Source organism: Streptomyces xanthophaeus (genome assembly GCF_030440515.1).
Lineage (GTDB): Bacteria > Actinomycetota > Actinomycetes > Streptomycetales > Streptomycetaceae > Streptomyces > Streptomyces kutzneri.
Window position 1 is genome coordinate 3517472 of record NZ_CP076543.1, and the last position, 19967, is coordinate 3537438.

General features: G+C 71.2%; 19 protein-coding genes. 8 read left to right on the forward strand and 11 right to left on the reverse strand.

Annotated elements, in window-relative coordinates:
• Positions 1 to 27: 27 nt before the first annotated feature.
• Genes KO717_RS15260 through KO717_RS15295 form a run of 8 tightly spaced genes read right to left on the reverse strand, consistent with a single transcriptional unit; the run spans position 28 to position 6761 of the window.
• Positions 28 to 2049 carry an NADH-quinone oxidoreductase subunit 5 family protein gene (locus KO717_RS15260; protein WP_301367972.1) on the reverse strand — a complete coding sequence of 674 codons (2022 nt, stop codon included), beginning with the start codon at positions 2047 to 2049 and terminating at the stop codon, positions 28 to 30.
• On the reverse strand, positions 2046 to 2393 hold the full coding sequence (gene nuoK / locus KO717_RS15265; RefSeq protein WP_301367974.1) for an NADH-quinone oxidoreductase subunit NuoK: 348 nt from the start codon (positions 2391 to 2393) through the stop codon (positions 2046 to 2048). The genes KO717_RS15260 and nuoK overlap by 4 nt, the downstream gene beginning before the upstream one ends.
• Complete coding sequence (locus KO717_RS15270; protein WP_301367976.1) at positions 2393 to 3010, reverse strand: NADH-quinone oxidoreductase subunit J family protein; 618 nt, start codon at positions 3008 to 3010, stop codon at positions 2393 to 2395. The genes nuoK and KO717_RS15270 overlap by 1 nt, the downstream gene beginning before the upstream one ends.
• The gene (locus KO717_RS15275; protein ID WP_301367978.1) at positions 3007 to 3612 is read right to left on the reverse strand and encodes a NuoI/complex I 23 kDa subunit family protein; all 606 of its coding nucleotides are present in this window, start codon (positions 3610 to 3612) and stop codon (positions 3007 to 3009) included. The genes KO717_RS15270 and KO717_RS15275 overlap by 4 nt, the downstream gene beginning before the upstream one ends.
• Complete coding sequence (gene nuoH, locus KO717_RS15280; RefSeq protein WP_301367980.1) at positions 3612 to 4577, reverse strand: NADH-quinone oxidoreductase subunit NuoH; 966 nt, start codon at positions 4575 to 4577, stop codon at positions 3612 to 3614. Before nuoH ends, KO717_RS15275 begins: the two co-directional genes overlap by 1 nt.
• A complete protein-coding gene (locus KO717_RS15285) occupies positions 4574 to 5758 on the reverse strand; it encodes an NADH-quinone oxidoreductase subunit C (protein ID WP_301367982.1) in 1185 nt (394 codons plus the stop codon). Before KO717_RS15285 ends, nuoH begins: the two co-directional genes overlap by 4 nt.
• Entirely contained in the window at positions 5755 to 6363 is a 609-nt protein-coding gene (locus KO717_RS15290) for an NADH-quinone oxidoreductase subunit B (RefSeq protein ID WP_301367984.1), read from the reverse strand. The genes KO717_RS15285 and KO717_RS15290 overlap by 4 nt, the downstream gene beginning before the upstream one ends.
• The gene (locus KO717_RS15295) at positions 6354 to 6761 is read right to left on the reverse strand and encodes an NADH-quinone oxidoreductase subunit A (protein ID WP_030012240.1); all 408 of its coding nucleotides are present in this window, start codon (positions 6759 to 6761) and stop codon (positions 6354 to 6356) included. The genes KO717_RS15290 and KO717_RS15295 overlap by 10 nt, the downstream gene beginning before the upstream one ends.
• A gap of 147 nt (positions 6762 to 6908) precedes the next feature.
• On the opposite strand from KO717_RS15295, the gene KO717_RS15300 reads away from it, so the two are divergent.
• From KO717_RS15300 to KO717_RS15335, 8 genes are all read left to right on the forward strand, one after another.
• On the forward strand, positions 6909 to 8099 hold the full coding sequence (locus tag KO717_RS15300) for a sensor histidine kinase (protein ID WP_301367987.1): 1191 nt from the start codon (positions 6909 to 6911) through the stop codon (positions 8097 to 8099).
• Positions 8100 to 8716: 617 nt separating this feature from the next.
• The gene (locus KO717_RS15305; RefSeq protein ID WP_301367989.1) at positions 8717 to 10018 is read left to right on the forward strand and encodes a sensor histidine kinase; all 1302 of its coding nucleotides are present in this window, start codon (positions 8717 to 8719) and stop codon (positions 10016 to 10018) included.
• Positions 10019 to 10293: 275 nt separating this feature from the next.
• Positions 10294 to 10953, forward strand: coding sequence for a response regulator transcription factor (locus tag KO717_RS15310; protein ID WP_150262025.1), 660 nt, complete (start codon positions 10294 to 10296; stop codon positions 10951 to 10953).
• Positions 10954 to 11104: 151 nt separating this feature from the next.
• Entirely contained in the window at positions 11105 to 13048 is a 1944-nt protein-coding gene (locus KO717_RS15315) for a 2-oxoacid:acceptor oxidoreductase subunit alpha (protein WP_301367991.1), read from the forward strand.
• The gene (locus tag KO717_RS15320) at positions 13041 to 14111 is read left to right on the forward strand and encodes a 2-oxoacid:ferredoxin oxidoreductase subunit beta (RefSeq protein WP_301367993.1); all 1071 of its coding nucleotides are present in this window, start codon (positions 13041 to 13043) and stop codon (positions 14109 to 14111) included. Before KO717_RS15315 ends, KO717_RS15320 begins: the two co-directional genes overlap by 8 nt.
• A 155-nt stretch (positions 14112 to 14266) precedes the next feature.
• Positions 14267 to 15121, forward strand: a complete 855-nt coding sequence (locus KO717_RS15325) for an SDR family oxidoreductase (protein ID WP_301367994.1) — start codon at positions 14267 to 14269, stop codon at positions 15119 to 15121.
• A gap of 167 nt (positions 15122 to 15288) precedes the next feature.
• Positions 15289 to 16236 carry an EamA family transporter RarD gene (gene rarD / locus KO717_RS15330; protein WP_301367995.1) on the forward strand — a complete coding sequence of 316 codons (948 nt, stop codon included), beginning with the start codon at positions 15289 to 15291 and terminating at the stop codon, positions 16234 to 16236.
• A 248-nt stretch (positions 16237 to 16484) separates the two neighbouring features.
• Positions 16485 to 17801, forward strand: coding sequence for a M28 family metallopeptidase (locus KO717_RS15335; RefSeq protein ID WP_301367996.1), 1317 nt, complete (start codon positions 16485 to 16487; stop codon positions 17799 to 17801).
• A 30-nt stretch (positions 17802 to 17831) separates the two neighbouring features.
• On the opposite strand, the gene KO717_RS15340 is transcribed toward KO717_RS15335, so the two are convergent.
• From KO717_RS15340 to KO717_RS15350, 3 genes are all read right to left on the reverse strand, one after another.
• A complete protein-coding gene (locus tag KO717_RS15340) occupies positions 17832 to 18248 on the reverse strand; it encodes a hypothetical protein (protein ID WP_301367997.1) in 417 nt (138 codons plus the stop codon).
• The gene (locus KO717_RS15345; protein ID WP_223835884.1) at positions 18245 to 18448 is read right to left on the reverse strand and encodes a ribbon-helix-helix domain-containing protein; all 204 of its coding nucleotides are present in this window, start codon (positions 18446 to 18448) and stop codon (positions 18245 to 18247) included. The genes KO717_RS15340 and KO717_RS15345 overlap by 4 nt, the downstream gene beginning before the upstream one ends.
• 106 nt (positions 18449 to 18554) lie before the next feature.
• Positions 18555 to 19769 (reverse strand): LolA family protein, encoded by a 1215-nt coding sequence (locus KO717_RS15350; protein ID WP_301367998.1) that lies wholly within the window; start codon positions 19767 to 19769, stop codon positions 18555 to 18557.
• Positions 19770 to 19967 lie beyond the last annotated feature (198 nt).

Sequence of the window (19967 nt, forward strand, 5' to 3'; positions counted from 1 at the left end):
TGATATCAATCACGGCTGACTCACGGCTCACGATCCGGCGTTGACGTTGGCGAGGACGGCGGTGGCGATCGCCAGGACCACGGCGCCGGCGAGCAGGGCGCTCAGGTAGCTCTGCACGTTGCCGGTCTGGGCACGGCGCACGAGGCTGCCGAGCAGCTTGGTGCCGGTGCCCGCGCCGCGGACGTACGTGTCCACGACCTCGCGGTCGAGGAAGCGGACGAGGCTCGCGGCGGCCTGGACGGGCCGGACGAACAGCCGGTCGTAGACGGCGTCGAGGTGGAAGCCGGCGGCCGCGTGGCGGTGCAGCGGTCCGAGGAACGCCTTGCCGGGGTCGGCGGCGGGGCCGGCCGGGACGGCGGGGTGATCGTGGGTCACCTCGGCCACCTCGGGGGCTTCGGCGGCGGATTCGGCGGCGGCGACGGAGGCGGGCGTCTCGGCAGCGGCTGCGGCTCGGGTGCCGGCGGCGCTCGCGAGGGCGGCCTTCGCCGAGGCGCGCTGCCAGAGGGCGTAGGTGAGCATCGCGCCGATGGCCGCGGCACCCGTGCCGAGGACCGAGGTGACCAGGGTCGGGGTGAGTTCCCCGCTGTCGAACCAGTCGGAGATGGGGCCGGCCGCGAGGCCGAAGCCGATCGACGGGATCGCCAGCAGCCACAGCACGCCGGTCATGGCGAGGGGCTCCTTGCCATGGTCGGGGGCGGCGGCGCCCCGGCCGCGGAAGGCCATCAGCCACAGCCGGGTGGCGTAGGCGGCGGTGAGCAGGGCGGTCAGCAGCCCGGCGACGAGCACCAGCCAGCCGGCGGCGCTGGGCGCGAACTCCGAGTGGCCGGTCGCGGTGTGCTCGGCGGCGACGAGGACGGCTTCCTTGGAGAAGAAGCCGGCGAAGGGCGGGACCGCGGCGAGCGCGAGCAGCGCGATCGTCATCGTCCAGAAGGCGTCGGGGATGCGCTTGGCGAGGCCGTCCATCCGGGACATGACGCCCAGGGAGTTCGTACCGGCGGCGTGGATGATCACGCCGGCGCCGAGGAAGAGGAGCGCCTTGAAGGCTCCGTGGGACAGGAGGTGGAACACGGCGGCGCCGCGGTCACCGACGGCCAGGGCGCCGACCATGTAGCCGAGCTGACCGATCGTGGAGTAGGCGAGCACCCGCTTGATGTCGTCCTGGGCGATGGCGGCCAGGCCGGAGCCGACCATCGTGACGGCCGCCATCACGGCCATGACCACCAGCGCGGCCTGGGAGGCCGCGAAGACGGGCAGGAGGCGGGCGATGAAGTAGACACCGGCGGCGACCATCGTCGCGGCGTGGATCAGGGCCGAGACCGGCGTGGGGCCCGCCATGGCGTCGGGGAGCCAGGTGTGCAGGGGGAACTGCGCGGACTTGCCCGCGACTCCGGCGAGCAGGAGCAGCGCGATCAGTGTCGGGTGGTCGAGTCCGCCGTCGGCGACGGTGCGCAGGATCTTCGGGATCTCGAAGGAGCCGGCGTCTGTGGCGAGCGCGAACAGGCCGATCAGGAAGGGGACGTCGCCGAGCTTGGTGACGAGGAAGGCCTTCAGGGAGGCGGAGCGGGCCGCTTCGGTCTCCCAGTAGTGGCCGACCAGGAAGTACGAGCAGATGCCCATGACTTCCCAGCCGACCAGCAGCACCATCAGGTCGCCGGAGTAGACGACGAGCAGCATGGCGGAGGTGAACAGTGAGACGAGAGCGGCATACGACGGGTAGCGCGGGTCCTCACGGAGGTACGCCGTCGAGTAGACCTGTACGCAGGTGGCGACCACCCCGACCAGGACGGCGACCAGGGCGGCGAAGCCGTCGATGTAGAGCGAGAGATCGATCGGCACCGAGCCGGTCGGGGTCAGCTCGGTCGCGGCGCTGATCGTCTCGCCGCCGCCCTGGCGGACGGCGACGAGTACGGCCAGTACGGCGGCGCCGAGCGTGGGCAGGATCGCGAGCGGCCGGACGAACCCGGGGGCGGTGCGGCCGAGGAGCAGTCCCGCCACCGCGCCCAGGAAGGGGAGCAGCGGGACGAGGACGGCGAGGGTCGTGGTGCTCACGCGGTGACCTCGCTCCGGTTGTTCGCGGCGGGCTCGTGGCCCTCGGCGGTGTCGCGCAGCCGGTCGACGTCGGAGGTGCCCCGGTTGCGGTACACCATCAGCACGATCGCGAGGCCGATGCCGATCTCGGCGGCGGCGATCGCGATGGTGAAGAGGGTGAGGGCCTGGCCGGCGTGCAGGGTGTCGCGCAGCCAGACGTCGAAGGCCACCAGGTTGAGGTTGACGGCGTTGAGCATCAGCTCGACGGACATCAGGACCAGGATGGCGTTGCGGCGGGCCAGTACGCCGTACAGGCCCGTGCAGAAGAGGAGCGCCGCGAGTACGGCGGGGTAGGCGAGGTGCATCAGCGCCGGCCCTTCTTCTCGCCGGGGCCGGCCGGGGTGGCGGCGTCGGCGGGGTCGGCGGGGTCGTTCCTGCGGGACAGCACGATGGCCCCGATCAGGGCTGCGAGGAGGAGTACGGAGAGCGCCTCGAACGGCAGCACCCAGTGCTGGAAGAGGATCTCGCCGGAGACCTTGGTGGAGCCCTGGACCGGTCCGTCGAGGTCGATCCAGGTGGTGCGGAAGGCGTCGACGACCACCCAGACCAGCGACACGGCCGCGACGACGGCGACGCCGAGTGCGATCCAGCGGTTGCCGGAGTCCGCGTCCGGGGAGCGGCCGATGGGGGCCTTGGTGAGCATCAGTCCGAAGAGGAGGAGGACGACCACGGAACCGAGGTAGATGAGGACCTGGACCCAGGCGATGAACTCGGCGGTCAGCAGCAGGTACTCGACGGCGATGCCGCCGAGCGCGACGACCAGCCACAGGGCGGCGTGCACCAGCTGCTTGGTGGTGACCGTGACGAGGGCCGCGCCGAGGGTGGCGAGTCCGACGAGGACGAAGGCGATCTCGACGCCGGTCGGGGAGAGGAAGCCGGGCCCGGTGGTGGCGGCTGCGGCCAGGGTGGCGGTGGGGCTCACGCGTCTCCCTCCGGGGTCGGGTCGGTCGGCGGTTCGGTCTCGGCCGCCTGGGCGGCGGCTTCGGCGGCGGCTGCCGCCGCGGCGGCTGCTTCGGCCTTCTCCACCGCCTTGCGGGCAGCGGCGATCTCCTTGGGCTCCTCGGCTGCCGGGTCCAGCGCGGGCGGTGCCGGGACGGTCCACATCCACTCGCGGAGCTTGTCGCGCTCGTGGGTCAGCTCGTGGATGTCGGTCTCCGCGTACTCGAACTCCGGCGACCAGAAGAGGGCGTCGAAGGGGCACACCTCGATGCAGATCCCGCAGTACATGCAGAGGGAGAAGTCGATGGCGAAGCGGTCGAGGACGTTGCGGCTGCGCTCGCGGCCACCGGGCGTGGACGCCGGGACCGTCTCCTTGTGGGAGTCGATGTAGATGCACCAGTCGGGGCACTCACGGGCGCAGAGCATGCAGACGGTGCAGTTCTCCTCGAACAGACCGATGACCCCGCGGGAGCGGGGCGGCAGTTCGGGCTGGACCTCGGGGTACTGGGCCGTGTGCGAGCGCTTCGTCATCGTGCGCAGCGTGACGGCCAGGCCCTTGGCCAGACCGGATCCGGGGATGGGCATTACTGGATCGCCACCTTCACGATGCCGGTGAGCGCGATCTGGGCGAGCGCGAGCGGGATGAGTGTGGTCCAGGCGAGCTTCTGGAGCTGGTCCTCGCGCAGGCGCGGGTAGCTCACGCGGAGCCAGATCACGACGAAGGCGAGGATCGCGATCTTGAGCAGGGTCCAGACCCAGCCGAGGTCGTCGCCGAAGGGACCGTGCCAGCCGCCGAGGAAGAGGACGGTGGTCAGGGCGGCAAGGACGACGATGCCGGCGTACTCGGCGAGGAGGAACAGGGCGAAGCGCAGGCCGGTGTACTCGGTGTACGCGCCGAAGATGATCTCGGAGTCGGCGACGGGCATGTCGAAGGGGGGCCGCTGCAGTTCGGCGAGGCCGGCGACGAAGAAGACGAGTGCGCCGACGATCTGCCAGGGCAGCCACCACCACTCGAAGGCCTCGACGATCCCGGGGAGGGAGACCGTACCGGCCGCCATGGCGACGGAGGCGGCTGCGAGCAGCATCGGGAGCTCGTAGGCGAGCAGCTGGGCGGCGGTGCGCAAGCCGCCGAGCAGGGAGAACTTGTTCGCGGAGGCCCAGCCGGCCATCAGGGAGCCGAGGACGCCGACTCCCATGACGGCGAGCGCGAAGAACAGGCCCGCGTCGATGACCTGGCCGACGGCGCCCTCGCCCGGCCCGATGGGGATGACCAGGAGGACGAGGAGGTACGGCAGCAGGGCGACGGCGGGGGCGAGCTGGAAGATCCGCCGGTCGGCATTGGCCGGGACGATGTCTTCCTTCTGCGCGAACTTCACGCCGTCGGCGACGAGCTGGGCCCAGCCGTGGAAGCCGCCGGCGTACATGGGGCCGAGGCGTCCCTGCATGTGGGCCATCACCTTGTGCTCGGTCTGCCCGACGACGAGCGGGAGCACGAGGAAGACGGCGAAGACGACGATCAGCCGCAGGGCGACGTCGAGGACGTCGTTCACGCGTCGCCTCCGTTGTCGGGGTCGGTGGTGGGGTCGGTGGTGGGGCGGGTCCCCGGATCCGCCTTCGGAGCCGGCCCAGGAGCCGGTTCTTCGAAGGCGGGCTTCGGGTCGTGCCAGGGGGCGTCGGAGCTGCGCGGCGCCGGGCGGCGGGGCGCGGCCGCGGCTTCCCCTGTGTCCGGGGCGGCCCCCGCGGCGGTTTCGTCCGGGGCCGGGGCCGCGGTCGGAGCCGAGTCCGGAGCCGGGGCCTCGGTCGGGGTCGGAGCCGCGGCCGGCGTCTGGCTCGCCGAGCCGTCGGCGACCGAGCGGGTGCGGCGGGGCGGGCGCGGGGCGGTTTCCCCGGTCGCCCCGGTCGCCTCGGCGGTCGCGCCGGCCGGGGCCGACTGGCTCGCCGAGCCCTCCGATACCGAGCGGGTGCGGCGCGGAGGGCGGGGGGTGGTTTCCCCGATCGCCTCGGTGGCCGCGTCCGCCGGGGGCTGGGTGGCCGAGCCCTCGGTGACCGAGCGGGTGCGGCGGACCGGGGCGCCCTCGCGCGGGGTGCGCGCGGCGGCGCCCGCCGCGCCGGCCGCACGCGGGGTGCGGGCCGGACGGGACGGGGCCGGCGGGAGCTGGCCCTTCATCGGGCCCCAGTCGTTGGGGTCCGGTACGCCCGGCGGAAGCATCTGGCGGCGCTTGGGCGCGTCCGGGTCGTGCGCCTCGCCGGGCTCCTTGGCGCCGGGCCAGGCCTTGGCGACGCGCGCGGCCAGGACGAAGTCCTTGCGCAGCGGGTGGCCCTCGAAGTTCTCCGGAAGGAGCAGGTGCACGAGGTGCGGGTGGTCGGTGAAGGTGACCCCGAACATCTCGAAGGTCTCGCGCTCGTGCCATTCCGCTCCCGCGTAGACGGCGACGGCGGACGGCAGGGAGGGGGCGCTGTGCGGGACGGTCGTGCGCAGCAGCAGCCGGCGCACCCGGTGGTTCTCCAGCGACGCGACGTGCGCGCAGATCCGGAAGCCGGTGCCGGGCTCGTCCACCGCGCTCAGCCAGTCGAAGTACGTGCAGCCCAGCTTGTCCCGGGCGATTTCGAGGGCGGAGATCCAGCTGCCGACGGGCACGTCCACCGTGAGGACATCGTACGAGAACTCGGCGACGGCCTCGGCCCCGAAGACCGTAGGCGCCGCGTCGGGAAGGGAGTCGTAGAGGTTCACGCGCCGGCCCCCTGCGCGGGTGCCGGCGGGGGCGTGACCAGGTCGCTGGTCAGCTGGGACACGGACGGCCCGGCCGCGTAGCGCTCGGCCAGCGACTCGCGGGCGATCTTCTCCTGGAGCTTGAGGATGCCCTGGAGGAGGGCCTCGGGGCGCGGCGGGCAGCCCGGCACGTAGACGTCGACCGGGATGATCTGGTCGACGCCCTTCGTCACCGAGTACGAGTCCCAGTAGGGGCCGCCGCAGTTGGAGCAGGCGCCGAAGGAGATGACGTACTTCGGCTCCGGCATCTGCTCGTAGAGCCGCTTCACCGCGGGGGCCATCTTGTCCGTGACGGTGCCTGAAACGATCATCAGGTCGGCCTGGCGCGGACCCGGCGCGAAGGGGATCACCCCGAGCCGGATGAAGTCGTGCCGGGCCATGGACGCGGCGATGAACTCGATCGCGCAGCAGGCCAGGCCGAAGTTGAAGACCCACAGGCTGTACCGGCGGCCCCAGTTCAGGACCACCTTCATCGGTTCCGGGGCCAGGCGGGAGAGGACTCCGAGGCGCTTGGGCTCCGGGAGCAGCACGCCCTCGGTCGGCGTCACAGCCGGTGTCACGTCCATTCGAGGACGCCCTTCTTGTACGCATAGAGCAGGCCGACGGCCAGGAAGCCCAGGAAGATGAACATCTCGACCAGGGTCGTGGCGCCGTAACCGGCGGCGGCGAACACCGTCGCCCACGGGAACAGGAAGATCGAGTCGACGGCGAAGATGACGTAGAGGAACGCGTAGACGTAGTAGCGGACCTGGGTGTGCGCCCAGCCCTCGCCGACCGGGTCCACACCGCATTCGTAGGTCAGCAGCTTCTCGGGGGTCGGGACGACGGGCCGCAGCAGGCGGCCCGCGCCGAAGGCGACGGCCACGAAGAGCACACCGAGGGCGGCCAGGAGACCGACGACCGAATAACTCCGGAAGTAGTCCGCCGCGAGCACGGTTACGGTCGATACCGTTGGTTCAGGCACGTCCGTTCCTCGCTCCTCGGTCACTGTCGACGATCTGGTACGGACGGGAGTCTAGGGCCTGCCTCACACGGGGTGGGGTTATCCCCCGTTCACAGCACCCCGGCCACCCCATGGCATCAGCGGGTCGTACTTGACAGGGTGTGGCGCATGACCCTGAGCCATGCCGTACCCGACAACGATCGACCTCCCCCCGTACGCGCCGTCTTCAGCGCCGTGACGTGGAAGGAGATCGCCTATCTGCTGAGCAACCTGCCGCTGGCGATCGTCGGTTTTGTTTACGCGGTTGTCATGGTTTCCACGGCCGGCGGTCTTTCCGTGACCGCGGTCGGAATTCCCCTGCTCGCGTGCGGTCTGTATCTGTCTCGGCAATTGGGACGGCTGGACCGGGCACGCGCCCGCGGGCTGCTGGGCGTACGGGTGGACGAGCCGACCCCGATCCCCGGGCCGAAGCGGTCCGGCGGATTCTTCCCCTGGCTGTGGACGAGCATCAAGGACCCGGTCGGCTGGCGGACGGTGCTGTACCAGCTGATCCGGTTGCCGTGGGGAGTACTCACCTTCACGGTAGCGCTGACCGGCCTGTTCGTGCTGTGGCCGGTGCTGCCGTATCTGGTACGGCTGATGGCGAACGTGGACCGGGCGATGGTACGGGGGCTGCTGTCGCCGTCCGACGACCTGGAGCGGCGGATCGCGGAGCTGGAATCCGACCGGGGAGTCGTGGTGGACACGGCGGCGGCGGACCTGCGGCGCATCGAACGGGACCTGCACGACGGGGCGCAGGCCCGGCTGGTGGCGCTGGCGATGGGGCTGGGCCTGGCGAAGGAGAAGCTGCTGGAGGACCCGGAGGGCGCGGCGGCGATGGTCGACGAGGCGCACGGGGAGGTGAAGCTGGCCCTCCAGGAGCTGCGGGACCTCGCACGGGGGATCCACCCGGCGGTGCTGACGGACCGGGGGCTGGACGCGGCGCTGTCGTCGGTGGCGGCGCGGTGCGTGGTGCCGGTGAAGGTGGCGGTGGATCTGCCGGCGGATCTGCCGGCGGCGCGGCCTGCGGAGGCGATCGAGGGGATCGCGTACTTCGTGGTGTCCGAGCTGCTGCAGAACGTGAGCAAGCACGCGGGGCCGGGGGCGCGGGGCGCGACGGTGGAGGTGTGGCGGACGGGGGCGAGGCTGATGATCCGGGTGTCGGACGACGGGCGGGGCGGAGCGAGTCCCTCCGGGGGGAGTGGGCTGGCGGGGCTCGCGGAGCGGCTGGGCGCGGTGGACGGGGTGCTGGTGGTGGACTCGCCCGTGGGGGTGGGGACCGTGGTCACGGCCGAGCTGCCGTGGCGGGACCGGGGGTAGGCCCCCGGGCCCCTGTTGTCGCTGGTGAGCGGGACTCCCGTCCGGGGTGGGCGGGGGTCCCGTTCGTGTGTGCGGCTCGCCGCCGTTTCCCAGGGCTCCGCCGGGCGCCTCGCCGGCGCGGCCGCGGGGATGGGCCGGGTGCCGCACGGATTCCGCTGCGCCGCCGTTTCCCAGGGCTCCGCCGGGCGCCTCGCCGGCGCGGCCGCGGGGATGGGCCGGGTGCCGCACGGATTCCGCTGCGCCGCCGTTTCCCAGGGCTCCGCCGGGCGCCTCGCCGGCGGGGCCGCGGGGATGGGCCGGGTGCCGCACGGATTCCGCTGCGCCGCCGTTTCCCAGGGCTCCGCCGGGCGCCTCGCCGGCGGGGCTGCGGGGATGGGCCGGGTGCCGTACGGATTCCGCTGCGCGCCGTTTCCCAGGGCTCCGCCCCGGACCCCGCGCCTCAAACGCCGGCGGGGCTGGATTGGCGGCGGGGCGCCTCGAACGTCGGCGGGGCTGGATTTGGGGTGAGGGGTGGGGTTAACCCCCCGGTGGAGATGCCGACCCGCCGCATGGTTGTGGGGGGTCGGGGGGCGGCAGGGTGGGGGTGTAGCGGAGGACCGGAAGGGTGGGTCGGGATCATGGGCAACAGCAGAGGCACGGGCGGCGGGATCGGCGCGGTGTTGCGGGCTCCGGTCGAGGGGCGGATCTGGCGGGAGTTCGCGTACCTGCTGATCGGGCTGCCGCTGAGCACGCTGTACTTCTCGCTCGCCATCACCGGCGTGAGCCTCGGCGCCGGACTGCTCGTCACCTTCCTCGGCGTTCCGGTCCTCGCCGGCGTGCTCGCCATGTGCCGCGGCTTCGGGCACGTGGAGCGGGCCCGGGTGCGCGCGCTGCTCGGGACGGAGATCGCCGCCCCCGCGCCGATCCGGGCGAAGAAGGCCGGGCCGCTCGCCGCCATGGGTGCGCTGCTCAAGAGCGGGAGCGCCTGGCGCCACGCGCTGTACTCGGTCGTCCACTTCCCGTGGGCGGTGTTCTCCTTCTGCCTGTCCCTGGTGCTCTGGGCGTGCGGGTGGGCGTACCTGCTGTACCCGCTCTGGTTCTGGGTCTTCCCGGCCTACACCGACCAGCCCGGTCTGCAGCTCTTCCAGAACGACGGCTACACCTTCTACCTCGACTCGCCGGTCATGATCATCCTCACCAGCCTCGTCGGGCTGGCGATCACCCTCGCCACCCCGTGGGTGATCCGCGCCCTGACCACCGTCGACCGGGTCATGGTCGGCGGGCTGCTCGGGGCGTCCAGCCTGGCCACCCGCGTCAGCGAGCTGGAGTCCGACCGCGGGGTGGTCGTGGACACCGCCGCCGCCGACCTGCGGCGTATCGAGCGGGACCTGCACGACGGCGCGCAGGCCCGGCTGGTGGCGCTGGCGATGGATCTGGGGCTGGCGAAGGAGAAGCTGACCGAGGATCCGCAGGCCGCCGCCCGGATGGTGGACGAGGCGCACGGTGAGGTGAAGATCGCCCTCCAGGAGCTGCGCGACCTGGCCCGCGGGATCCACCCGGCCGTGCTGACCGACCGGGGGCTGGACGCGGCGCTGTCCTCGGTGGCCTCGCGGTGCGCGGTGCCGGTACGGGTGGAGGTGGATCTGCCGGCCCGGCCCGCGGCGGCGATCGAGGGGATCGCGTACTTCACGGTCTCGGAGCTGCTGCAGAACGTCAGCAAGCACGCGCTGGCCCGGTCGGCCTCGGTGGACGTGTGGAAGTCCGGGGAGCGGCTGCTGATCCAGGTCGCCGACGACGGCCGGGGCGGGGCCGGGCCGCGGGAGGGGACGGGGCTGGCGGGGCTGACCGAGCGGCTGGACGCCGTGGACGGGGTGCTGGTCGTCGACTCCCCCGCCGGGGGCGGGACGACGGTCACCGCCGAGCTGCCCTGGCGCCCGTAGGGGGTCCTGTCGGTCAGGCCGGATCAAAGACACCCCCTACGGCCTGACGGAGCTGCCGCTGCAAGGGCCGGGCCGGATGGCCCGGCCCTTCGCAACTCCCGCCGCGCGCGGTGCCCGTTTGCGGTATGCGACCTTCCAGTACTCGAAAACTCCCCCCGCACGACGACGTGTTGTCGCGGCTCTGCCTTCACAGGGACTCAAGGCTGGGATGCTTGGCTGAGTCAGGTAGTGCGTGAACGAGTGGACGCGGGAGCTGCTGAGTCGTGGAAGACAGGGTGCGGGTGGTCATCGCCGAGGATTCAGTGCTGCTGCGTGAGGGCCTGACCCGGTTGCTGACCGACCGGGGGCATGACGTCGTGGCGGGCGTCGGGGACGCAGAGGCCCTGATCAAGACGGTGGCGGACCTGGCGGCCGAGGGGGCGCTGCCGGATGTGGTGGTGGCGGACGTGCGGATGCCGCCGACCCACACGGACGAGGGTGTGCGGGCGGCCGTGCGGCTGCGCCGCGACCACCCCGGGATAGGCGTGCTCGTGCTGTCCCAGTACGTGGAGGAGCAGTACGCCACCGAACTGCTGGCCGGATCCAGCACCGGGGTGGGGTATCTGCTCAAGGACCGGGTGGCCGAGGTCCGGGAGTTCCTGGACGCGGTGGTGCGGGTGGCCCGGGGCGGTACGGCCCTGGACCCCGAGGTCGTCGCCCAGCTGCTCGGTCGCAGCCGGAAGCAGGACGTGCTGGCGGGCCTGACCCCGCGCGAGCGCGAGGTGCTCGGGCTGATGGCCGAGGGCCGGACGAATTCCGCCGTGGCGAAGCAGCTGGTCGTGAGCGACGGAGCGGTGGAAAAGCACGTCAGCAACATCTTCATGAAGCTGGGCCTTTCGCCGAGTGACGGGGATCACCGGCGAGTACTGGCCGTTCTCACCTACCTGAAATCTTGATCGACTGACACTCTGTCAGATACGGCATACCGGCAGGGCCGTCTCAAGGGGCGGTCCTACGGTCCAGAATGTGGTCGCCCCTGGGGGCCTGATCCCTACCGACGTAGGGTTGGTTCCGGGGGTGCTCACGCCTCGAAGGAGGTCCAGTTCAGTGACCAGCCAGGTCAGCAGCCCAGCCGAGCAGGCCGACGGGGCCGGGGGTGCGGTTGTCGGTGGACAGCGCACCCCGGAGAGTCCGGGCGGCAAGGAAGTGCGCCGCCTCGATCGTGTGATCATCCGATTCGCGGGTGACTCCGGTGACGGTATGCAGCTCACCGGTGACCGCTTCACCTCGGAAACGGCGTCCTTCGGGAACGACCTGTCGACGCTGCCGAACTTCCCCGCCGAAATCCGCGCCCCCGCCGGAACCCTCCCGGGCGTCTCTTCCTTCCAGCTCCACTTCGCCGACCACGACATCCTCACGCCGGGCGACGCCCCGAACGTGCTGGTGGCGATGAACCCGGCGGCCCTGAAGGCGAACATCGCGGACCTGCCGCGCGGCGCGGAGATCATCATCAACACGGATGAGTTCACCAAGCGCCCCATGGCCAAGGTCGGCTACGCCACCTCGCCGCTGGAGGACGGCTCCCTCGACGCCTACAGCCTGCACCCGGTGCCGCTGACCACCCTGACGGTGGAGGCGCTGAAGGACTTCGGCCTCTCCCGCAAGGAGGCCGAGCGCAGCAAGAACATGTTCGCGCTGGGCCTGCTGTCGTGGATGTACCACCGGCCCACCGAGGGCACCGAGAAGTTCCTGCGGCAGAAGTTCGCGAAGAAGCCCGAGATCGCCGAGGCGAATGTCGTCGCCTTCCGGGCCGGCTGGAACTTCGGGGAGACGACGGAGGACTTCGCGGTCTCCTACGAGGTCGCCCCGGCCACGCGCGCCTTCCCCACCGGCACCTACCGCAACATCTCCGGGAACCTGGCGCTCTCCTACGGCCTCGTCGCCGCGAGCCAGCAGGCCGATCTGCCCCTCTACCTGGGCTCCTACCCGATCACCCCGGCCTCGGACATCCTGCACGAGCTCTCGAAGCACAAGAACTTCGGCGTGCGGACCTTCCAGGCCGAGGACGAGATCGCCGGCATCGGCGCGGCGCTCGGCGCGGCCTTCGGCGGCGCGCTCGGGGTGACCACCACCTCCGGGCCCGGTGTGGCGCTCAAGTCGGAGGCGATCGGCCTCGCGGTGTCGCTGGAGCTTCCGCTGCTGATCGTGGACATCCAGCGCGGCGGCCCCTCCACCGGACTGCCGACCAAGACGGAGCAGGCGGACCTCCTCCAGGCCATGTTCGGCCGCAACGGTGAGGCCCCCGTACCGATCGTGGCGCCGCGGACCCCCGCGGACTGCTTCGACGCCGCCCTCGACGCGGCCCGGATCGCGCTCACCTACCGGACTCCGGTCTTCCTGCTCTCCGACGGCTACCTCGCCAACGGATCCGAGCCCTGGCGGATCCCGGAGGTCGCCGACCTGCCCGACCTGAAGGTCAAGTTCGCCACCGGTGCGAACCACACCCTGTCCGACGGCACCGAGGTGTTCTGGCCGTACAAACGGGACCCCGAGACGCTCGCCCGGCCCTGGGCCATCCCCGGCACCCCCGGTCTCGAACACCGCATCGGCGGCATCGAGAAGCAGGACGGTACCGGCAACATCTCCTACGACCCGGCCAACCACGACCTCATGGTCCGCACCCGCCAGGCCAAGGTCGACGGCATCCAGGTGCCCGACCTCGACGTCGACGACCCGGACGGCGCCACCACCCTGGTCCTGGGCTGGGGTTCCACCTACGGCCCCATCACGGCGGCCGTCCGCCGGCTGCGCAACGCCGGACTCCCCATCGCCCAGGCCCACCTGCGCCACCTCAACCCCTTCCCCAGGAATCTCGGCGAGGTCCTGGAGCGTTACGAGAAGGTAGTGGTGCCGGAGATGAACCTCGGGCAGCTCGCCACCCTGATCCGGGCGAAATACCTGGTCGACGCCCAGTCGTACAACCAGGTCAACGGAATGCCGTTCAAGGCGGAGCAGCTCGCCACGGTTCTCAAGGAGGCCATCGATGACTGAGGTGACCGAAGGGGAGCGGACGCTGCTCTCGCTGGTACCGAAGGCCGAGAGCAAGCAGTCGATGAAGGACTTCAAGTCGGACCAGGAGGTCCGGTGGTGCCCCGGTTGCGGTGACTACGCCGTGCTGGCCGCGGTTCAGGGCTTCATGCCCGAACTGGGCCTCGCGAAGGAGAACATCGTCTTCGTCTCGGGCATCGGCTGCTCCTCCCGCTTCCCGTACTACATGAACACGTACGGGATGCACTCGATCCACGGCCGCGCCCCGGCCATCGCCACCGGCCTCGCCACCTCCCGCCGCGACCTGTCCGTCTGGGTGGTCACGGGTGACGGCGACGCGCTGTCCATCGGCGGCAACCACCTCATCCACGCCCTGCGCCGCAACGTCAACCTGAAGATCCTGCTCTTCAACAACCGGATCTACGGGCTGACCAAGGGCCAGTACTCCCCCACCTCCGAGGTCGGCAAGATCACCAAGTCGACGCCGATGGGCTCGCTGGACGCGCCCTTCAACCCGGTGTCGCTTGCGATCGGAGCCGAGGCCTCCTTCGTCGCCCGGACCGTCGACTCCGACCGCAAGCACCTCACCGAGGTACTGCGCCAGGCGGCCGACCACCAGGGCACGGCGCTCGTCGAGATCTACCAGAACTGCAACATCTTCAACGACGGCGCCTTCGAGGTCCTCAAGGACAAGGACCAGGCCCTGGAAGCCGTGATCCGGCTGGAGGACGGGCAGCCGATCCGCTTCGGCGCGGACGGCTCGAAGGGTGTCGTACGCAACCCGGCCACCGGGGACCTGGAGGTCGTCGAGGTCACCGCGGCCAACGAGGCGCGGATCCTGGTGCACGATGCGAAGAACGCCGGCGCCACGACCGCGTTCGCGCTGTCCCGCCTGGCCGACCCCGACACCCTGCACCACACCCCGATCGGGGTGTTCCGCAGCGTGGAGCGGCCCGTCTACGACACCCTCATGGCCGACCAGCTCGACGCGGCCATCGACCGCAGCGGCAAGGGCGACCTCGGGGCGCTGCTGGCCGGCAACGACACCTGGACCGTCGTCGGCTGACCCGCCCGCGCGACACGGCCGCCGAAGCCCGGACCCCCTTGGGGCCCGGGCTTCGGCATGCGCGGCCCGCTGTCCCCCGCTTCCTCCCACACAACGCTTTCTAAAAGTTAGCGCTTACCGTAGGCTGGCGCTGTCGTCCAACGAGGAGAGCAGTCATGAGCATCGTCGTCACCGCCGCCACCGGAGCGCTCGGCCGTCTCGTCGTCGAGGAGCTGCTGGAACGGGTCCCCGCCGACCAGGTCGCCGTCGTCGTCCGCAACCAGGAGAAGGCCGCAGACCTGGCCGCACGCGGGATCGAGGTGCGCGTCGCCGACTACGACGACCCGGCGGCCCTGGCCCGCGCCTTCGAGCCCGGCGACCGGGTGCTGCTGATCTCCGGCAACGAGATCGGGCGGCGCGTCACCCAGCACACCGCCGTGATCGACGCCGCGAAGGCGGCGGGCGTGGCACAGCTGGCCTACACCGGCATCCTCGGCGGCCCCGAGGCCGACTTCGAGCTGGCCGCCGAACACACCGCCACCGAGCGGGCCGTCCTCGGCTCCGGGCTCCCGTACACCTTCCTGCGCAACGGCTGGTACCACGAGAACTACACCCGCGAGCTGCCGGCGGTCCTCGGGCACGGAGCGGTCGTGGGCAGCTCGGGCGAGGGCCGGGTCGCCTCGGCGGCACGCGCCGACTACGCGGCCGCCGCGGCCGTGGTGCTCACCGGCGAGGGGCACATGAACCGGATCTACGAGCTCTCCGGCGACGCCGCGTGGAGCCTCGGGGAGTACGCGGCCGAGGTGTCGGCACTCAGCGGCAAGGAGATCGCGTACGCCGAGGTCCCGGCGGACGAGCACCTGCGGATCCTGACGGGCGCCGGGGTGCCCGAGGGCTTCGCGGCGATCATCGTCGACGTGGACGCGGCGATCGCGCGCGGCCGGCTGGCGGGCACCAGCGGGGACCTGGCCCGGCTGATCGGGCGGCCGACGACCCCCGTCGCCGAGGCGATCGGCGCCGCGCTGGCCTGACCCGGGCGGGCTCCCGGCGGCTCCCGGCGGCTCCCGAGCGGCCTCCGTATCCGCACCGGCCCACCGACCCCGAAAGATGTCATGAGTATCTCGCAATTACGGGCATGACATCCGGGTCGTACGGCGATACCGTCGTGAAGTTGGCTGGAAGTCGTACAGGAGGCCCCGTGAAGGCACAGAACGAGCAGCGCACGGGTTTGCTCTACGGATTCGGCGCATACGGGATGTGGGGGCTGGTCCCCCTCTTCTGGCCGCTCCTCAAGCCCTCCGGGGCGATCGAGATCCTCGCCCACCGCATGGTGTGGTCCCTGGCCGTGGTCGGTCTGGCGCTGCTCGCGCTGCGCCGCTGGGGCTGGATACGGGAGCTGCTCCGCCAGCCCCGCAAGCTCGGCCTGACCACGCTGGCCGCCACGGTGATCAGCGTGAACTGGGGCCTGTACATCTGGGCCGTCAACAACGAGCACGTCGTCGAGGCGAGCCTCGGCTACTTCATCAATCCCCTGGTCAGCATCGCCATCGGCGTGCTGGTGCTCGGCGAGCGGCTGCGCCGGGCGCAGTGGGTGGCGGTCGGCCTCAGCTTCGTCGCCGTGTTGGTGCTCGCCATCGGCTACGGGCGGCCGCCGTGGATCTCGCTGATCCTCGCCTTCTCCTTCGCCACGTACGGGCTGATCAAGAAGAAGCTCAACATGGGCGGCCTGGAGTCGCTGGCCGCCGAGACGGCCGTGCTGTTCCTGCCCGCCCTGGGATACGTCCTGTGGCTCGGCGCGCAGGGCCGGTCCACCTTCGCCTCGCACGGCGTCACCCACTCGCTCCTGCTGGCCGCGACCGGGCTGGTCACGGCGATCCCGCTGGTGTTCTTCGGGATGGCCGCGATCCGGGTCCCGCTGTCCACGCTCGGGCTGCTCCAGTACATGGCCCCGGTCTTCCAGTTCGGGCTGGGCGTCCTGTACTTCCACGAGGCCATGCCGCCCGAGCGCTGGGCGGGCTTCTCCCTGGTGTGGGGCGCGCTCGTGATCCTCACCTGGGACGCGCTGCGCACGGCGCGGCGGTCCCGGGTCAGGCTGGAGGCGGCGGCGCCGGCCGTCCTGGCGACACCGGCGCGCGAGCCCGCGTAACGGCGCCCGCGGGGCGCGCGTAACGGCGCCCCGCGGGGCGCGCTGCGGCAAACACTTCACACCCACGATCCCCGGTACGGACCACTCGTACCGGGGATCGTCCGTTTTCCGAACCGCCCTGACCGAATTGTGGTCTTGACGGACAGTCATACTCTCGCTGAACATCAGGCTCGCACTGACGCACTAACGCTCACCTGCTCTATCGCCACTCGTTCCGTCATATCCCCGCGGAATCCCGGAGCCCCCACATGAGCCTGTCCGTCTCCCGGCGCCTTGCTGCCGTGACCGCGTTCGCGGTCGCCGGCCTGTTCGCCTCCACCGCCCCCGCCGCACTCGCCGCCCCCACGGCGGTCGCCGCGGCGCCGACACCGCCCGACATACCGCTGGCCAACGTCAAGGCCCACCTGTCGCAGCTCTCGACCATCGCCGCCAACAACGGCGGCAACCGCGCCCACGGCAGGGCCGGCTACAAGGCCTCGATCGACTACGTGAAGGGCAAGCTCGACGCGGCCGGCTTCACGACCACCCTGCAGACCTTCACCTCCAGCGGCGCCACCGGCTACAACCTGATCGCCGACTGGCCGGGCGGCGACCCGAACTCGGTCCTGATGGCCGGCTCGCACCTGGACTCGGTGACCGCGGGCGCGGGCATCAACGACAACGGCTCCGGCAGCGCGGCCGTCCTGGAAACGGCCCTCGCCGTCTCCCGGGCCGGCCTGCAGCCCACCAAGCACCTGCGCTTCGGCTGGTGGGGCGCGGAGGAGCTGGGCCTGATCGGCTCGAAGTACTACGTCAACAACCTGCCGGCGGCCGAGAAGGCGAAGATCTCCGGCTACCTGAACTTCGACATGATCGGCTCGCCGAACCCGGGCTACTTCGTCTACGACGACGACCCGACGATCGAGCAGACCTTCAAGAACTACTACGCCGGCCTCGGCATCCCGACCGAGATCGAGACCGAGGGCGACGGCCGCTCCGACCACGCCCCCTTCAAGAACGCGGGCATCCCCGTCGGCGGCCTGTTCTCCGGCGCCGACTACACCAAGACGGCGGCGCAGGCACAGAAGTGGGGCGGCACCTCCGGTCAGGCCTTCGACCGCTGCTACCACTCCTCGTGCGACAGCCTGGCGAACATCAACGACACCGCCCTGGACCGCAACTCCGATGCCGTCGCCTACGCGATCTGGACGCTCGGGGCGGCCACCCCGGTCCCGCCGGGCCCGTCCTTCGAGAACACGGCGGACGTGAACATCCCGGACTCCCCCGCGGCGGCGGTGTCCTCGCCGATCACGGTCTCCGGTGTGACGGGCAACGCGCCCGCGACCACCAAGGTCGACGTGAACATCGTCCACACCTACCGCGGTGACCTGGTGGTCGACCTGGTCGCCCCCGACGGCACCGTCTACAACCTGCACAACCGCACTGGCGGCAGCGCCGACAACCTCGTCCAGACGTACACCGTCAACGCCTCCAGCGAGGTGGCCAACGGTGTCTGGAACCTCCGGGTCAAGGACTCGGCCGCGCAGGACGTCGGCTACATCAACAGCTGGAAGATCACCTTCTAGGCCGTGCGCCCCGCCGGTCCGGTTCCCGGCTCAGGCGTCCTCGGCACGAGCCTGCGAGGACGCCTGGAGCGGGCCCTGGATACGGGCCCGCAGCTCCTCGGCCACGGCCGCGATGTCCGCGCGGCCCAGCTTGGCCGCCTCCACCAGGTCGCCGAGCTCCTCGGGCGAGGGCAGCTGCTTCGCCCCGGCCACCCGCAGGTACGAGCGGGTGGCCGCGGCCGCGTAGAACTCGTTCATCGGGGATTCCAGCGCGGGGCACACCGCGAGGGTGTGCAAAAACGCGGCGGCCCGCCACGCGGTGTCCGGGGCGGGCTGTTCGGGCACGAGGACGAGGTCGTTCTGGTGCCGGGCGACCGCGGCGGCCACCCCGGAGGGATCCCACACGGCGGGATCGGACGGGAGATGGTGGGCCAGAGCCGTCCAGGCCCACTCCATGGTGATCTTCAATTGCCGAACCGCTGCTGGAAGTAGCCCCAGTGGTCGGCGAACTCCTCTATGCCGGAGAGGAAGTTCTTGCGGTCCTCGTCGAGTTCGCGCTCCGTGACCTCGGTGATCAGCGCGGTGACCGTCGTCCCCAGTGCCGCCGCACGTGCCTTCAGGCGTTCGTGGAACTCTTCGTCCAGGCGGATGGTGACGTGTCTCGACATGTCCAACACCGTACAGCGGGTGTGCTGTACGCGGAGCGGGAATGGCGCAAGGGTGGGCAGGGACACAGTCCCTGCCCACCCTTGCCGCTGTCCGTCCGGCCGCCGGCTACTTGTTGGCGTCGGCCGCCTTGACCAGCGCGTCCTTGGTGACCGCGCCGACGTAGACCTTGCCGTCGTCCGTGATCAGGGCGTTGACCAGGCGGGTCGACAGGACCCGGCCCTCACCGAACTTCCCGGTGACCTTGTCCCCGAGGGCGTCGAGGAACTGCTTGGCCTCCTTCGGGGTGTTCTTGTCGTTCTCCAGGTCCTTCAGGTTCCGGTTCATGCCCGAGTCGATCCGGGCGATGGTCGACCAGCCCTCGCCGAGCACCTTCACGTCGCCCTTGTCGCCCGCGCCGCCGGTCAGACCGCCGAGGCCCGGGAAGGACTCCAGCGCCTTCCAGTGGTCGTCCGCGCCGCCCTTGCCCGCGCCGTCCACGCCCTCGGTCAGCTTGGCGCCCTTGGGCGCGGTGAAGGAGAAGGTGTCCGCGGCCGGCTTGGCGAAGTCGACCTTGGTGAAGCCCGCGTCCACGATCGGCTTGCCGCCCTGGGCGGACAGCAGCTGCACCCGCAGCGGCACACCGTTCTTGGCGTCCACCGCGATCTGGACCGAGCCGACCGTGGAGCCGGCCTGCTTGGGCTTCAGCACCAGCTGGTAGGCGTCCCGCCCGGCCACCTGCGCGGTGTCGCCCACGCTGACGTCCGTGGTGGGGCCGGCGGCCTTCAGGATCTCCTCGGCCAGCTGCTGCGGGGAGGCGGCCAGGCGGTCGCCGGTCTTGTGCTCCTTGCCGCCGTCCTTGCCCTTGCCCTGGCCCGCCTCGGCGTTCTTCTCGTGGAAGACCTCGTTCGACTTGGAGTCGTAGCCCCACACGTCGTCGCCGTTGTGGATGAGGCTGTACTCGTCCTTGCCGTCGAGGAAGGTCAGCCGCTGGCGGTCCGGGCCGTCGGCCGCGACGCGCAGGGTGTGGCTGCCGTTCGCCAGCTGGGCGACCTTGTCCTCCGGGTTGGCGGAGCCGCCCGCGATGCCCCCGCCGCCGAGCAGCCCGCTCGCGATCTTCGGCAGCCCCAGGTCGGTGGTGATCCGGGCGGTGCCGGACAGCTGCTGGACGTCCGAGGCCGCGACCTTCTCGATGAGCTGCTGCGCCGTCACCTTCGGCAGGTCGGGCCCGCCGGCGTTGGCGAAGGCCGGAACCATCGCAACGGTCGCCGCGGCCACGCCCGCCACCGCTACCGGTACGGCGTACCGGGCGGCCTTGCGGGAAGTCTTGGTGTTCGGTGCCATGTCAGTGCCCTGCCCTCTGTGTCGACTGCGGTGACAACCGTGTCGCCGCGCTCACCCGATCTGGTGGGGTTTGATGACTCCATCTGACCAAATCGGCGGCCCCGGGGCGTCAGTCCCCGGACTCAACTCGGCGTACACCCGTGGGATGACACGGAAAGGGCCCTCCTCCCCCGACCCGTAGGGGTCGCCGGGGCGGAA